This is a genomic window from Stenotrophomonas sepilia (assembly GCF_003244875.1).
Classification (GTDB): Bacteria; Pseudomonadota; Gammaproteobacteria; order Xanthomonadales; family Xanthomonadaceae; genus Stenotrophomonas; species Stenotrophomonas sepilia.
Genome location: NZ_LXXZ01000058.1, coordinates 1 through 15,219, shown reverse-complemented (window position 1 = coordinate 15,219; position 15,219 = coordinate 1). Strand labels below are relative to the sequence as shown.

Below are 15,219 nucleotides of genomic sequence, written 5' to 3'. Positions count from 1 at the left end.
AACCCCATGACGTCGGAACGTTTCCGTATCTGCCGGCCAGCGGCCGGCACTACCACCACCGGCTTCGGCAATTCCCCACACGGTAGTGCCGGCCGCTGGCCGGCACCCTCATGACGCCGGAACGTTCGCGCATCTGCCGGCCAGCGGCCGGCACTACCAACCACCGGCTTCGGCAATTCCCAACCCGGGTAATGCCGGCCGCTGGCCGGCAACCTCATGTCGTCGGAACGTTTGCACATTTGCCGGCCAGCGGCCGGCACTACCGGGCTTTATTCTTCCTCTTCCGGCACGTCCTGCGGGTTCAACGTCTTGCTTGCCCGCTTCGGCGCGGTGAACGGCGTCGGCGTCGGCACGCCCTGGCCGGAATTGCCGAACACCATCTTGGCGCCGGCATTCAGACCACCACCGGCAATCTCCAGCTCGAAGCGCTCGGCGTCGCGGCGACGGATCTGCTCGGCAATTTCGATCGCATCGTCCTCGTCCGCACCCAGTTCCACCAGCGCGGCCTGGCCGAACAGCACCGCCGACTCGAACGTCTCGCGGATCTGGAAATCGACACCGGCATGGATCAGCCGCAGCGAATGCTCGCGGTCGAACGAGCGCACCATCAGCTTTGCCTGCGGGAACTCGTGCGACACCAGCTCAACAATGCGGTCAGCCGCCTCGGCCTTGTCCACGCACACCGCAATCGCACGTGCGGTGGCCGCGCCCGAGGCATGCAGCACGTCCAGTCGCGTACCGTCGCCGTAGTAGATCTTGAAACCGAAGCGCGCCGCGCTCTGGATCATCTCCACATCGTTGTCGATGATGGTCACGTCCACGTCGCGCGCCAGCAGCGACTGGCTGGCGACCTGGCCGAAGCGGCCGAAGCCGATCAGCAGCACGCTGCCGGACAGGCCATCGGCCTCGTCCACGCCGTCCATGTTCACCGTCGGCTTCGGCGCGATGCGCTTGTAGAGCAGCACCACCAGCGGGGTCAGCGCCATCGACAGCACCACCACGGCGGTGAAGTTGGCATTGATCTCCAGGTTGATCACGCCGGCCGATGCGGCGGCGGAGAACAGCACGAAGGCGAACTCGCCGCCCTGCGCCATCAGCACGCCCCGATCCAGCGCCTGCGCGTGGTCGCTGCCCATGATGCGCGCGACCACGTAGATGCACAGCGCCTTGGCCGCCATCAACGCCAGCACCAGGCCGAGGATCAGCTGCCAGTTGCCGGCCACCACGCCCAGGTCCAGCGCCATGCCGACGCTGAGGAAGAACAGGCCCAGCAGGATGCCGCGGAACGGCTCGATGTCCGCCTCGATCTGGTGGCGGAAGGTCGATTCGCTCAGCAGCACACCGGCCAGGAACGCGCCCATCGCCATCGACAGGCCGGACAGCTGCATCAACAGCGCGGCGCCCAGCACCACCAGCAGCGCGGCGGCGGTCATCACCTCGCGCGCCTTCGACTCGGCCAACACGCGGAACAGCGGATTGAGCAGGAAGCGGCCGACCAGCACCAGGCCGACAATGGCGCCCACGCCGATCGCCACCGACAGCCAACGCGAACCATCGCCGCCGGCACTGCCCGCGCCCGGCGCCATCCAGGCCACCAGCGCCAGCAACGGCACGATCAGCAGGTCTTCGAACAGCAGGATCGAAACGATCTTCTGCCCCGACGGCAGCGCGATGTCACCGCGCTCGGCCAGCAGCTGCATCACCACCGCAGTGGAAGTGAGCACGAAGCCGGTGGCGCCGATGAAGGCCACCTGCCACGGCAGCCCGAACAGCTTGGCGATGCTGGTCAGCACCAGCGCACAGGTGACGATCTGCAGCGTGCCCAGCCCGAAGATCTCCTTGCGCAGGCCCCACAGGTGCGAGGGCCGCATTTCCAGACCGATCACGAACAGGAACATCACCACGCCGAGCTCGGCGGTATGCAGGATCGCCTGCGGGTCGGAGAACCAGCCCAGCCCGAACGGTCCGATCGCCAGGCCAGCGGCGAAGTAGCCCAGCACCGAGCCCAGGCCGGCCCGGCGGAACAAAGGCACCATCACCACCGCCGCGCCCAACAGGGCGACGACCTTGACCAGCTCGCTGGTCGCTGCTTCTACCGCCATGCGGTGTGTTCCCCGAGATCCAGAATCGGGTTCAACAATAGAGCAATGCCGATGACGGCAATAGCACGCATGTTGCGCCGGATTGTCTTGGCGATGGAACGATGCAGGGAGCGATCCCCAGCATCATCCCGAAACCCGATACATCCATCCACGCATGGCGTGGATCTACTAATGCGTCGGTAGATCCACGCCATGCGTGGATGAATCCCCGGCCAGCCTCACCCACCCCGGCAGAACGCGGCGTAATCGATATACCCCGGGAACGGCACGCCCGGCGCACACACCGGGCAATGCGGGTCCGGCCGGATGCCGGTCTCGCGGAAGCGCATGCCCAGCGCATCGAAGCGCAGCAGGCGACCGACCAGCGGCTCACCGATGCCCAGCAGCAGCTTCAGCACCTCGGTGGCCTGCAGCACGCCGGCCAGGCCAGGCAGCACGCCCAGCACCCCGGCCTCGGAACAGTTCGGCGCGAACTCCGGCGGCGGCGGCTCGGGGAACAGGCAGCGGTAGCACGGCGCCACGCCACGCTGGCGGCCAGCGTCAAACACGCTTACCTGGCCGTCAAAGCGCTCGATGGCGGCATAGACCAGGGGCTTGGCGTGCTTGATGCAGGCGTCGTTGAGCAGGTAGCGCAGCGGGAAGTTGTCCGAGCCATCCAGCACCACGTCCACGCCCTCGAGCAGCGCATCCACGTTCTCAGAGGTCACCCGCTCCGGCACCGCCTCGACCTCGATCGACGGATTCAACGCCAGCAGCCGCTCGCGCGCGGAATCGACCTTGAGCTGGCCGACGCTGGCTTCGGTATGCACGATCTGCCGATGCAGGTTGCTGCGCTCCACGCGGTCGTGGTCGGCGAAGCGCAGGTGCCCTACCCCCGCGGCGGCCAGATAGAAGCCGGCCGGCGCACCCAGGCCGCCCGCACCCAGCACCAGCACGCGCGAATCCTGCAGCCGGCGCTGGCCGGCCTCGCCCACCTGTGGCAGCAGCAGGTGGCGCGAATAGCGATCGTAGAAATCACGGTCGGCGGCGCTGGCCAGCGGCTGCACCAGCGGCAGCGACTGCTCGCGCCAGGCCACGGTGCCGCCCGTCACGGAAGCGACCTGGGCGTACCCGGCCTCCAGCAGGAACTGCGCGGCATCGGCCGAGCGCTTGCCGCTCTGGCAGATCAGCAGGATCTCCTGGTCGCGCCGCGGCAGATGCGCGGCCGGGTCGGCCTGCAGCTCGCCCTTGGCCACGCCGCGCGCGCCCTCGGCCATGCCGCCGGCCCGCTCGTGCGCCTCGCGCACATCGATCAGCACGGCGCCGTGGGCCAGGCGCTCGCGTGCCTGCGCGGGGGAAAGCTCTTGAATGCTCATGGCCGCATTATCGCGCACGTGGCGGCAGGCCGCCTTGACCGATACCTGCAAACATGGGGTAGTGCCAGCCGCTGGCCGGCATGGCCATGAACGCACCGGACGACGCGAGGTTGCCGGCCAGCGGCCGGCACTACCGGTGGGAGCGCGAACGAAGAAGGCGGCCCTGCGGCCGCCTTCCCGTGAATCACTTGCCCTTGACGTGCTTCATCAAGCGCCGCTTGGCCTTGACCTGCCGCTCGGTGAGGACGTTCTTCTTGCCCTCGTACGGGTTGGTACCCTCGCGGAAGATGAAGCTCACTGGCGTGCCGATCAGCTTGAAGCGCTTGCGGAAGAAGTTCTCCAGGTAGCGCTTGTACGACTCCTGCAGTTCCTTCAGGCGGGTGCCGTGCACGATGAAGGTCGGCGGGTTGGAACCGGCCGGATGCACGTAACGCAGCTTGGAGACATGGCCGCGGATGGTCGGCGGCGGATTGGTCTCGTAAGCCACTTCCAGCGCCTTGTTCACTTCGCTGGTGGTGAAGGTCTTGTTCGCCGATTCGTGCGCACGATGCACCGCACGGAACAGCTCGCGCAGGCCCGAGCCGTGCTTGGCCGAGATGCGCACCGACTCGGCCCACGGCACGAAGCCCAGCTTCAGCGACAGCATGGTTTCCGCCTGCTCGCGCTGGTACTCGGTCAGGCCATCCCACTTGTTGATGGCGATCACCAGCGCGCGGCCGGCATCGAGCACGGCACCGAGCACGGTGGCGTCCTGGTCGGTCACGCCTTCGGTGGCGTCGAGCATCAGCACGGCCACCTGGCACTGCTCGATCGACTGCATGGTCTTGACCACCGAGAACTTCTCGACGACCTCATCCACGCGCGAACGACGGCGCAGGCCGGCGGTGTCGATCAGGCGGTACTCACGGCCGTCGCGCTCCAGGTCCACCGCGATCGAGTCGCGGGTGGTACCCGGCACGTCGGAGGCGATCATGCGCTCCTCGCCGAGGATGCGGTTGACCAGGGTCGACTTGCCCACGTTCGGGCGGCCGACGAAGGCGATGCGGATGCGGTTCGGGTCGTTGTCCAGCTCTTCGCCGCTGCCTTCTTCCGGCAGGCGCTGGATCACTTCGTCCAGCAGGTCGTCCAGGCCCTGGCGATGCGCGGCCGAGACGGTCAGCATCTCGCCGAAGCCATAGCGGGCGAACTCGGAACGCACGCTTTCCTCGTCGGTGCCGTCGATCTTGTTGATCAGCAGCAGCGTCGGGCGCGACAGCTTGCGCAGCCAGGCCAGGATCTCGTCGTCCAGCGCCGACGTACCCTCGCGGGCATCGACAACGAACAGGATCAGGTCCGCCTCGGCAGCCGCCGCCCGGGCCTGGCGCGTGGTGGCGCCGGCCAAGCCTTCGTCTTCCCCGGCGATACCGCCGGTATCCACGACGAGGAAATGGTTGTCCTCGTCGAGGCGGCAGACACCGTAGTTGCGGTCGCGGGTGACGCCGGGCTGGTCATGGACCAGCGCGTCACGGGTGCGCGTAAGCGCATTGAAAATAGTCGACTTGCCGACATTCGGCCGTCCAACCAGGGCGACCAGAGGCAGCATCGCGATTACTCCAATTTTTTAGTTTGCCAACCGGAAGGCGGTCAGCTTGCCATCCACGTTCTGCACCAGCAGCACCCCGTCTACGACGACCGGCTGGGCCAGCAGGGCGTCGCCGCCACTTTTTGCCCGTGCCGCCATCGCACCATCGGAGGTCTGCAACCAGTGCACGTATCCCTTGTAGTCACCGACCACGACGTAGTCGCCGTGCAGTGCCGGGCCGGTCAGGGAGCGACGGGCCAGTGCCGTCTGCGACCACATGGCTGCGCCGCTGGCCTTGTCCAGGCCGAACACGCCGCCCTTGTTGTCGGTCACGAACACATTGCCGGACGATACCGCCACGCCACCTGCGCCGCCATGGTCGCGCGCCCACAGCGGGCGACCGGTCGGGCCTTCGATGGCCATGGTCTGGTTCTTGAAGCTGCTCACGTACAGGGTGTTGCCGTCGAGCACCGGTGCGCCGTCGACGTCCGCCATGCGCTCCAGCTCGGTGCGGCCTTCGCCGTTGCCGAGGTTCTGTTCCCACAGCGTGCGGCCATCCTGCTGGGCCAGGGCCGCGACCGCGCCCTCGTCCTTGCCGATGAACAACACGCCCGGGCCGGTCACCACCGGCGCGTTGCCGCGCACGGTCAGCGCCGGCAGCTCGCTCGGGTTGAACCACTTCTGGGTGCCGTTGCCGACATCGAAGGCGGTCACACGACCGTCGTTGCTGCGCACGTAGACCATGCCCTGGGCAACGGCCGGCGCGGCGATCACTTCACCCGGAACACGGGCGCGCCACTTCTCGCTGCCGTCGTTGATGTCCAGCGCGATGACCTGGCCATCCAGCGTGCCGATCACGACCAGGTTCTCACCGACACCCGGGCCGCCGGACAAGCGCAGCTTGGCCTTCTTCTTTTCCTTCTTCGGCTCCCAGGTCCAGACCTTCTTGCCGGTCTGCAGGTCGATGGCGTGCACGCCACCGGTGATCGCCGCAGCGAACACGTGGCCGTTGGCCACCGCCGGGCCCTGGCGCACACCGATGCGACGCTCGCCCTTGCCGAGGTTGACCGACCAGATCTTGCTGACCTTCACGGTCGGCTCGAACTTGACCAGCTCAGCCGGTTCCTGTGCCTTCTTCGCCGCCGCGTCCTTGCCGGCGAACCAGCCCTTCATGGTGCCGCAGCCGGTCAGGGCCATGCCCATCAGGAGCACGGTGGCGACGCGGGTGATCATGACCTTCTGACTCATCAAACCGACTCCGCAGGGGCGGCAACGGTGCCGCCGGCGTCCATAACCTTGGTTTCCAGCAGGCGCCGCTGCGGCGCTGCCACGTCCAGCGTCTTCAGCGCCTTCTCGTACTGTGCACGGGCCTCATCGCGCTTGCCCTGCGCCATCAGCGCATCGCCATGGATTTCCAGGCTGCTGCTGTCGGTGGCGCTGCCCAGCAGCTTGATGGCCTCGTCGCTCTTGCCGGTGGCCACCAGCAGGCGGGCCACACGCTGGTCGACCACGCGCTGCAGGTCGCCTTCGACCTTCACGTTGCGCAGGGTGGCCAGTGCCTCTTCGTTCTTGCCGGCGTCGACCTGGGCCTTGGCCAGCTGCAGCGCCGCGAGGTCGCCGTAGATGCTGGACGGGCCGGCTTCGAGCGCCTTGACCGCCTTGGCGGCGTCGTCAAGCTTGTTCTGCTGCAGGCCCTGCAGGGCCTTCTGGTACTCGACATTGGCCGAGGCCAGCTTGCTGCCCTGATCCTTCTGGTACCACTGCCAGCCGGCAATGGCACCGATGGCGATGACTACGCCACCGAGGATGCTGGCGCCATTCTTCCGCAGCCAGCTGCGGACGCGTTCACTTTGTTCGTGCTCGTCGAGCAGATCGTCGATCGCCATGCGTACTCTCGCCCCGCCCGTCGGGAGGGACCATTGGGTTTAATCGAAGGTGGTGAAACCGCGCCTCAGTGCGAAACCGGGACTACGGAGCCTTCAGAGGATACCTGAAAGCGTGCCACGTTGGCTCGCTGGTAGGGGGTCAGATCGACGATAGCGCCGTTCTGCTGAACCTGGACCGCCGAGGCGTTGCCCAGGGTCACCCGGGTCACCTGGCCCGGCGTGAAGCTGCGGGTCTCGCCGGACTTGATCAGTGCCTTCTCGACGGTGCTGCCGTCCGGGCCGCCGATGTCGACCCAGCTGTCGCCGCTGAACTGCATTTCCAGCGCATTGCCGGCAGCCGGGGCCGGTGCCGGGCGCGGCACCGGGGCCAGCGAGGCGACGTAAGGGGTGGCCGCCGGCTTGCTGGCCGGGGACGTGGTCGCTTCGGCCGGGGCGGCCATCTCGCTACCGGCTGCGGACGGCGTGACCGGCACGGCGGCCGGGATCACGTCCAGCGAGGCGGTGCTCGGCGACGGGGTCGCGCTGCCGTCGAAGTGGCCACGGGTGGCGAACCACACCGGCACCGCCAGCACGGCGGTGATGCCGACATACAGCACGCGCCGGCCGAGGTTCTCGGCAATGCGGCGCGCACGCGGGGTATGGGTATGGCTGACCAGGGTGGGCGGAACCACCGGGCCGACCTGGGCCTGTTCCAGCAGCTCGCCCACGTCCACGTCGAGCAGGCGCGCATAGCTGCGCAGCTGGCCGCGCACGAACACCGGCGCCCCCAGCTTCTGCCATTGTTCCTCTTCCAGGGACTTGACCACCTGGACCGGCATGCGCAGGCGCGAGCCGACATCTTCGAGGGTCAGTCCGGCCGATTCACGGGCCTGGCGCAGGCGGGTGCCGCAGCCGGCCGCAGTCTCGAGAGCGCTCACAGTCTGGTCATCAATCACAATGCATCAACCCTGGAGTTAGGAGCCCGCTTCCTGCGGAAATTCCTGTCGAATCCGCTGCAGATAGCGATCAGATGCCGCCCGATCGCCCAGCCTCGCTTCGATTTGAGACGCAAGTTGTAACACGGAACGCGTTGCGGGTGCAGCCGCAATCCTACGTTCGGCGAAGGCCCGGGCCTCCATGTAGCGGCCCTGGCGGAAGCTCAGCTGGGCCATCGACTCCAGCGCCACCGGGTTGGCCGGCGCCGCGACGAGTGCCGCGCGCAGGTCGCGCTCGGCACGTTCGAGCTGCCCAGCGTCCAGTGCGCAGCTGCCGGCATTGGCCTGCGCTTCGCCCGGGGTGGCATAGCCCGGCGCCTGCAGCGCCCGGTCGAACCAGACCAGCGATTCGGCCGGCTGGCCCTGCTGGCACAACCAGGCACCGTAGTTGTTGAGCACGTCCCCGCGCTGCGGCGCCAGCTCGGCGGCCTTGCGGAAATTCTCGCCCGCCTGGCGGGTGCGGCCACGACGGTCATCGATGCCGGCCTGCAGCACCAGCGCATCGGGCGCCTCGGGCGCCTCGGGCGCCAGCTTCAGCGCTTCGCGCACCTTGCGCTCGGCGGCGTCGAGATTGCCGACCTGCATGTCACGGGTCGCCAGGGTCAACAGGTCGCGCCAGCGCACTTCGCGCCGCACGCTTTCCGGGTCAGCCACCGAATAGACCGGCGCCTGGCTCGGCCCAAGCTTGGCCTTGGGATGGGATTTGCAGCCGCCGACCGCAACGGCCAGCACGCCCGCGAACAGAACCAGCCAGAGGCGGTCAGGCCGCGGCATCGCTCCCCTTCCCCGCCTGCAGCGTCTTGTTGAACTCCGCTTGGCGGCGGGTGCGGTCCATCACCTGGCCCTTGAGCTGGCCACAGGCGGCATCGATGTCGTCGCCACGGGTGCGGCGGACCATGGTCAGCACGTTGCTGTCGAGCAGGATCTTCTGGAAGGCGCGGATGTGCGCTTCTTCCGATCGCTCGTAGCGGGTGCCCGGGAACGGGTTGAACGGGATCAGGTTGACCTTGCCCGAATCCTTGGCCTGCACCGCGTTGTCGAACTGGCGCATCAGGCGGGCCAGCTCCCGGGCATGCTCGGGCTTGTCGTTGATGCCCTTCATCAGGGTGTATTCAAAGGTGACCGACTCGCGGCGCTTGTTGGCGCGCAGGTAGCGTGCACACGAGGCCATCAGCTCGGCGATCGGGTACTTCTTGTTGAGCGGCACCAGCGTCTCGCGCAGCGCGTCGTTCGGCGCATGCAGCGACACCGCCAGCGACACGTCGCTTTCGGCAGACAGGCGGTCGATCTGCGGCACCAGGCCAGAGGTCGACAGGGTCACGCGCTTGTTGGCCAGGCCGTAGCCCAGGTCGTCGCGCATCACGCTCATGGCGCGCACGACGTTGTCGAAATTCATCAGCGGCTCACCCATGCCCATCATCACCACGTTGGTGAGGCGGCGCATCTGGTGCGGCACGTTGCCCAGGTGGCGTGCGGCAACCCACACCTGGCCGATGATCTCGGCGGTGGTCAGGTTGCGGTTGAAGCCCTGGGTGGCGGTGGAGCAGAACGTGCAGTTCAGGCCGCAACCGACCTGCGAGGACACGCACAGCGTGCCGCGGGTCTTGTCCGGGATGTACACGGTCTCGATGGCGTTCTTGCCATCCACGCCCATCGCCAGCAGCCACTTGTGGGTGCCGTCGGCGGAGGGCTTGTCGAACACGATGTTGGGAACCAGCACCTCGGCATGGGCCTGCAGCTTGGCGCGCAGGACCTTGCCGAGGTCGGTCATTTCATCGAAGTCGGTGACGTAGCGATGGTGGATCCACTTCATCACCTGATGGGCACGGAACTTCTTTTCGCCGAGGACCTCGACGAAAAACTTCTCCAGGCCCGCGCGATCGAGGTCGAGCAGGTTCTGCTTGCCAGCCGTGGGTGCCGACTTCGGCAGCGGCTGGATGGCGGGGGACTGTACGACCTCGTTCACGGCATTACTCTCAGCGCGAGACGACTTCGGTGGCGGCGAAGAAGTAGGCGATCTCAATCGCGGCATTCTCGACCGAGTCCGAGCCGTGGGCGGCATTGGCATCGATGGATTCGGCGAAGTCGGCGCGGATGGTGCCCGGCGCGGCTTCCTTCGGGTTGGTGGCGCCCAGCAGGTCGCGGTGGGCCAGGACGGCGTTCTCGCCTTCCAGGGCCTGGATCATCACCGGGCCGGAGATCATGAACTCGACCAGCGCGTTGAAGAACGGACGCTCGCGGTGCACGGCGTAGAAGCCTTCGGCTTCACGGCGGGACAGCTGCTTGTACTTGGCGGCCACGACCTTCAGGCCGGCCTTCTCGAAGCGGGCGTAGATTTCGCCGATGACGTTCTTGGCAACGGCGTCCGGCTTGATGATCGAAAGGGTGCGCTCCAGCGCCATGGGATGTCTCCAATGGAATCGGGCCGCTGATGGCCCGAAGGGTAACATGAAAAAAACCCGCGTCGGGACGCGGGCTTAGCCTGATAAACGTAGGCGAATTGTAAAAGATAACGCGGCTGGGTGGTAGAGGGCCTGCGGCCCTCCTGTAGAGCCGAGCCCATGCTCGGCTGACCTTTGGAAAGAGCAGCCGAGCATGGGCTCGGCTCTACAGGTTCAGATCCACCCATTCACCCACCTGAGTGAAATCTGACCGGCCCGGGCAATTTTGCTGCACTGCAAAATGCCATACGCTACCGTCTGGTTCTAGTATCAAACAATCGTTTGATTAAGGTCCGCCCACCGATGGCCAAGCCCGCACACTTCTCGACCAAGGACCGGATCCTCGGCGCGGCCGAGGAGCTGTTCGCACAGCACGGCTTCGCCGGCACCTCGCTGCGTCAGGTCACCAGCCAGGCCGACGTCAACATCGCGGCGGTCAACTACCACTTCGGTTCCAAGGAAAACCTGGTCAACGAGGTATTCCGCCGCCGCATGGACGAGATGACCGGCGCCCGCCTGTCTCAGCTCGAACGCGCCCGCGCCGAGCACCCTGGCGAACTGCGCCCGGTGCTGGCCGCCTTCGTCGAGCCGGCCCTGGCGCTGGCCCAGGACCGCCAGAACGGCGGCGCCTTCGTGCGCGTGATCGCCCGCGCCTATGCCGAGAAGAACGACAACCTGCGCAAGTTCCTGTCCGACCACTACGGCCACGTGCTGCGTGCATTCGGCAAGGCCATCGGCGAATGCGTGCCCGGCCTGAGCAAGGAAGAGTTGTACTGGCGCCTGGACTTCCTGGCCGGTTCGCTCACCTATGCCATGGCCGACTTCGGGCTGATCAAGCGTCCCGCCGGTGTCACCGAAGCGGCGCATCGTGCCCATGCCGCCCACGAACTGATCCATTTCGCCGAAGCCGGGTTCCGCGCCGCCGCACGCGCCAGCGCCCTGCCCGCTTCCGTTTGATTCCACCCAGTAACTGCTGACCAACAAAGGCCCTACACCATGTCCAATTCCCTGCTAGTCCGCCGCGCCGCCGTGCTGGGTGCCGGCGTCATGGGTGCCCAGATCGCCGCCCACCTCACCAACGCCGGCGTCGACACCGTGCTGTTCGACCTGCCTGCAAAGGAAGGTCCGGCCGACGGCATCGTGCTGAAGGCGATCGCCAACCTGGGCAAGCTGAGTCCCGCGCCGCTGGCCAGCAAGTCGCTTGCCGAAGCCATCACCCCGGCAAACTACGAGTCCGGCCTGGAGCAGCTGAAGGACTGCGACCTGATCATCGAGGCCATCGCCGAGCGCATGGACTGGAAGCAGGACCTGTACAAGAAGATCGCCCCGTTCGTGGCCGACCACGCGGTGCTGGCCTCCAACACCTCGGGCCTGGGCATCAACAAGCTCGCCGACGTGCTGCCCGAGCAGCTGCGCCACCGCTTCTGCGGCGTGCACTTCTTCAATCCGCCGCGCTACATGCACCTGGCCGAGCTGATCCCGGCCACCACCACCGATGCCGCCGTGCTGGAAGGCCTGGAAGCTTTCCTGGTCACCACCCTGGGCAAGGGCGTGGTGTACGCCAAGGACACCCCGAACTTCATCGGCAACCGCATCGGCGTGTTCTCGATCCTGTCGACCATCCACCATACCCAGCAGTTCGGCCTGGGCTTCGACGAAGTGGACGGCCTGACCGGCCCGCTGGTCGGCCGCCCGAAGTCGGCCACCTACCGCACCTCCGACGTGGTCGGCCTGGACACCATGGCGCACGTCATCAAGACCATGGGCGACACCCTGCCGAATGACCCGTGGCATGAATTCTTCAAGTCCCCGAAGTGGCTGGACGCGCTGATTGCCAAGGGCGCGCTGGGCCAGAAGACCGGCGCCGGCATCTTCCGCAAGGTCGGCAAGGACATCGTCGTGCTGGACCTGGAGAAGCAGGACTACCGCCCGGCCGACCGCACCGCCGCCCCGGAAGTGGTCGAGATCCTGAAGATCAAGAACCCGGCCGAGAAGTTCGCCAAGCTGCGGGAAAGCCAGCACCCGCAGGCGCAGTTCCTGTGGGCGACCTTCCGCGACCTGTTCCACTACAGCGCCTACCACCTGGCCGACATCGCCGAGACCGCGCGCGACGTCGACCTGGCCATCCGCTGGGGCTACGGCTGGTCGCTGGGCCCGTTCGAAACCTGGCAGGCCGCCGGCTGGAAGCAGGTCGCGCAGTGGATCGCCGATGACATCGTGGCCGGCAAGAGCATGAGCAACGCGCCGCTGCCGGACTGGGTGTTCGATGGCCGCGATGGCGTGCACGCTGCCGAGGGCAGCTACAGCCCGTCGCGCAACGCCAAGCTGCCGCGTTCGTCGCTGCCGGTGTACCAGCGCCAGCGCTTCCCGGATCCGCTGCTGGGCGAGAAGTTCGCGCCGGGCGAGACCGTGTTCGAGAACGACGGCCTGCGCATGTGGCACGACGGTGACGGCATCGCCGTGGTCAGCTTCAAGACCAAGATGAACACCGTGTCCGACCAGGTGCTGGATGGCCTGCAGAAATGCGTCAGCCGCGCCGAGAAGGACTTCCAGGGCCTGGTGATCTGGCAGCAGAAGGAACCCTTCTCCGCCGGTGCCGACCTGGCCGGTGCACTGGGCCTGCTGCAGGCCGGCAAGGTCGACCAGTTCGAAGAGATGGTCGCCAACTTCCAGCGCACCAGCCAGCGCATCAAGTACTCGCTGGTGCCGGTGGTGGCCGCCGTGCGCGGCCTGGCCTTGGGTGGTGGCTGCGAGTTCCAGATGCACAGCGCCAAGACCGTGGCCTTCCTGGAAAGCTACATCGGCCTGGTCGAAGCCGGTGTCGGCCTGCTGCCGGCCGGTGGCGGCCTGAAGGAACTGGCGGTGCGCGCCTCGCAGGCTGCGGGCCCGGGTGGCGACGTGTTCGCCGAACTGAAGAAGACCTTCGAGACCGTGGCGATGGCCAAGGTGTCCAACTCGGCGGTCAACGCCAAGGAACTGGGCCTGCTGCGCAGCACCGACAAGGTGGTGTTCAACAGCTACGAGGCCCTGCACATCGCCAAGGCCGAAGCACGCGCCCTGGCCGAAGCCGGCTACCGTCCGCCGCTGCCGGCACGCCGCATCCAGGTCGCCGGTGACGTGGGTATCGCCACCTTCAAGATGATGCTGGTCAACATGCTGGAAGGCCGTTTCATCAGCCCGTACGACTACGAGATCGCCGAGCGCATCGCCACCGTGCTGTGCGGCGGCAAGGTCGATCGCGGCACCCTGGTCGACGAAGAGTGGCTGCTGACCCTGGAGCGCAAGCACTTCGTCGAACTGGCCCAGCAGGAAAAGACCCAGGCCCGCATCGCGCACATGCTCAAGACCGGCAAGCCGCTGCGGAACTGACGGAAGACATCGGTAGTGCCGGCCGCTGGCCGGCAACCTCTTCCAACCCCTATTCAAGAGATCACTGCAATGACCAAGCAAATCCAGGACGCCTACATCGTCGCCGCCACCCGTACCCCGGTTGGCAAGGCGCCCAAGGGCATGTTCCGCAACACCCGCCCCGACGACATGCTTGCGCACGTGCTGCGCAGCGTCGTCGCCCAGGCCCCGGGCGTGGACGTCAACCGCATCGATGACGCCATCATCGGCTGCGCCATGCCGGAAGCCGAGCAGGGCATGAACGTGGCGCGCATCGGCGTGCTGCTGGCCGGCCTGCCGAACACCATCGCCGCACAGACCGTGAACCGCTTCTGCTCCTCTGGCCTGCAGGCCGTGGCGCAGGCCGCCGACGCGATCCGCCTGGGCAACGCCGACCTGATGCTGGCCGGCGGCACCGAGTCGATGTCGATGGTGCCGATGATGGGCAACAAGATCGCCATGGCACCGAGCGTGTTCGACAACGACCACGTCGCCATCGCCTACGGCATGGGCATCACCGCCGAGAAGGTGGCCGAAGAGTGGAAGGTCTCGCGCGAAGACCAGGACGCGTTCGCCCTGGCCTCGCACCAGAAGGCCATGGCGGCGATCCAGAACGGCGAGTTCAAGGACGAAATCAGCCCGTACGAGATCGTCTCGCACCTGCCGGACCTGGCCGATGGCCAGCGCATCATCACCCGCAACAAGATCGCCGACACCGACGAGGGCCCGCGCCCGGATTCCTCCGCTGAAGGCCTGGCCAAGCTGCGCCCGGTGTTCCGCAACGGCCAGTTCGGCGGCACCGTCACCGCCGGCAACTCGTCGCAGATGAGCGATGGCGCCGGTGCCGTGCTGCTGGCCTCGGAGCAGGCGATCAAGGATTACGGCCTGACCCCGCTGGCGCGTTTCGTCAGCTTCTCGGTGGCCGGCGTGCGCCCGGAAGTGATGGGCATCGGCCCGATCGCCGCGATCCCGAAGGCCCTGAAGCAGGCCGGCCTGACCCAGGACCAGCTGGACTGGATTGAACTGAACGAAGCCTTCGCCGCGCAGTCGCTGGCAGTGATCCGCGATTGCGGCCTGGACCCGAGCAAGGTCAACCCGCTGGGCGGCGCGATCGCCCTGGGCCATCCGCTGGGCGCGACCGGCGCGATCCGTACCGCGACCCTGCTGCACGGCCTGCGTCGTCGCCAGCAGAAGTACGGCATGGTGACGATGTGCATCGGCACCGGCATGGGCGCAGCGGGTATTTTCGAGGCGCTGTAAGGTTCAAGGCGTTGCCTCGTTGGGCTTCATGGCGTGGGTCGGGTTGGCAGGGCTGCCCGGGACACGCCGTGAACCCTTCCATGGGGGCTCGATGGCGCCATCCATGGCGCCAACGGTCCCGGGCAGCCCTGCCAACCCGGCCCTTCCAGCCCCCCCCCGCGGCGGAGGGATGAGCAAAGGCAGGGTCAAAGGCCGGGGTCAGATCCCTTTGCTGCGCAAAGGGATCTGACCCCAACAAGCAAAAAAGGCAGCC

General features: G+C 67.0%; 12 protein-coding genes. 3 read left to right on the top strand and 9 right to left on the bottom strand.

Annotated elements, in window-relative coordinates; all coding sequences use genetic code 11:
* Positions 1-269 precede the first annotated feature (269 nt).
* The 9 genes from A7X97_RS11415 to ndk form a co-directional block, all read right to left on the bottom strand.
* Positions 270-2,102, bottom strand: a complete 1,833-nt coding sequence (locus A7X97_RS11415) for a monovalent cation:proton antiporter-2 (CPA2) family protein (protein WP_111007942.1) — start codon at positions 2,100-2,102, stop codon at positions 270-272.
* Between the two features lie 218 nt (positions 2,103-2,320).
* Positions 2,321-3,457: a molybdopterin-synthase adenylyltransferase MoeB gene (gene moeB, locus A7X97_RS11410; protein ID WP_111007969.1), complete on the bottom strand. Its 1,137-nt coding sequence runs from the start codon at positions 3,455-3,457 to the stop codon at positions 2,321-2,323.
* Between the two features lie 184 nt (positions 3,458-3,641).
* Positions 3,642-5,039, bottom strand: coding sequence for a ribosome biogenesis GTPase Der (der, locus tag A7X97_RS11405; RefSeq protein ID WP_111007941.1), 1,398 nt, complete (start codon positions 5,037-5,039; stop codon positions 3,642-3,644).
* Between the two features lie 18 nt (positions 5,040-5,057).
* A complete protein-coding gene (bamB, locus tag A7X97_RS11400; RefSeq protein ID WP_111007940.1) occupies positions 5,058-6,266 on the bottom strand; it encodes an outer membrane protein assembly factor BamB in 1,209 nt (402 codons plus the stop codon).
* Complete coding sequence (locus A7X97_RS11395) at positions 6,266-6,904, bottom strand: YfgM family protein (RefSeq protein WP_111007939.1); 639 nt, start codon at positions 6,902-6,904, stop codon at positions 6,266-6,268. Before A7X97_RS11395 ends, bamB begins: the two co-directional genes overlap by 1 nt.
* A gap of 65 nt (positions 6,905-6,969) precedes the next feature.
* On the bottom strand, positions 6,970-7,839 hold the full coding sequence (locus A7X97_RS11390) for a RodZ domain-containing protein (protein ID WP_111007938.1): 870 nt from the start codon (positions 7,837-7,839) through the stop codon (positions 6,970-6,972).
* Between the two features lie 18 nt (positions 7,840-7,857).
* Entirely contained in the window at positions 7,858-8,652 is a 795-nt protein-coding gene (pilW, locus tag A7X97_RS11385; RefSeq protein ID WP_111007937.1) for a type IV pilus biogenesis/stability protein PilW, read from the bottom strand.
* Complete coding sequence (gene rlmN / locus A7X97_RS11380) at positions 8,639-9,844, bottom strand: dual-specificity RNA methyltransferase RlmN (protein WP_005409296.1); 1,206 nt, start codon at positions 9,842-9,844, stop codon at positions 8,639-8,641. The genes pilW and rlmN overlap by 14 nt, the downstream gene beginning before the upstream one ends.
* A 10-nt stretch (positions 9,845-9,854) precedes the next feature.
* Positions 9,855-10,280, bottom strand: coding sequence for a nucleoside-diphosphate kinase (gene ndk / locus A7X97_RS11375; RefSeq protein ID WP_005409295.1), 426 nt, complete (start codon positions 10,278-10,280; stop codon positions 9,855-9,857).
* Between the two features lie 342 nt (positions 10,281-10,622).
* Between ndk and A7X97_RS11370 the strand changes: the two genes are divergently transcribed.
* The 3 genes from A7X97_RS11370 to A7X97_RS11360 all read left to right on the top strand — a co-directional run bounded on the left by A7X97_RS11370 (position 10,623) and on the right by A7X97_RS11360 (position 14,966).
* The gene (locus A7X97_RS11370) at positions 10,623-11,276 is read left to right on the top strand and encodes a TetR/AcrR family transcriptional regulator (protein ID WP_061477903.1); all 654 of its coding nucleotides are present in this window, start codon (positions 10,623-10,625) and stop codon (positions 11,274-11,276) included.
* Positions 11,277-11,315: 39 nt separating this feature from the next.
* The gene (locus tag A7X97_RS11365; protein WP_111007936.1) at positions 11,316-13,688 is read left to right on the top strand and encodes a 3-hydroxyacyl-CoA dehydrogenase/enoyl-CoA hydratase family protein; all 2,373 of its coding nucleotides are present in this window, start codon (positions 11,316-11,318) and stop codon (positions 13,686-13,688) included.
* Between the two features lie 69 nt (positions 13,689-13,757).
* Positions 13,758-14,966, top strand: coding sequence for an acetyl-CoA C-acyltransferase (locus tag A7X97_RS11360; RefSeq protein WP_005409292.1), 1,209 nt, complete (start codon positions 13,758-13,760; stop codon positions 14,964-14,966).
* Positions 14,967-15,219 lie beyond the last annotated feature (253 nt).

Coding starts and splice junctions, on each gene's coding strand:
- bamB (WP_111007940.1), bottom strand. CDS start 6,266: ATGAGTCAGAAGGTCATGATCACCCGCGTCGCCACCGTGCTCCTGATG.
- ndk (WP_005409295.1), bottom strand. CDS start 10,280: ATGGCGCTGGAGCGCACCCTTTCGATCATCAAGCCGGACGCCGTTGCC.
- der (WP_111007941.1), bottom strand. CDS start 5,039: ATGCTGCCTCTGGTCGCCCTGGTTGGACGGCCGAATGTCGGCAAGTCG.
- A7X97_RS11415 (WP_111007942.1), bottom strand. CDS start 2,102: ATGGCGGTAGAAGCAGCGACCAGCGAGCTGGTCAAGGTCGTCGCCCTG.
- pilW (WP_111007937.1), bottom strand. CDS start 8,652: ATGCCGCGGCCTGACCGCCTCTGGCTGGTTCTGTTCGCGGGCGTGCTG.
- A7X97_RS11365 (WP_111007936.1), top strand. CDS start 11,316: ATGTCCAATTCCCTGCTAGTCCGCCGCGCCGCCGTGCTGGGTGCCGGC.
- moeB (WP_111007969.1), bottom strand. CDS start 3,457: ATGAGCATTCAAGAGCTTTCCCCCGCGCAGGCACGCGAGCGCCTGGCC.
- A7X97_RS11370 (WP_061477903.1), top strand. CDS start 10,623: ATGGCCAAGCCCGCACACTTCTCGACCAAGGACCGGATCCTCGGCGCG.
- A7X97_RS11360 (WP_005409292.1), top strand. CDS start 13,758: ATGACCAAGCAAATCCAGGACGCCTACATCGTCGCCGCCACCCGTACC.
- A7X97_RS11395 (WP_111007939.1), bottom strand. CDS start 6,904: ATGGCGATCGACGATCTGCTCGACGAGCACGAACAAAGTGAACGCGTC.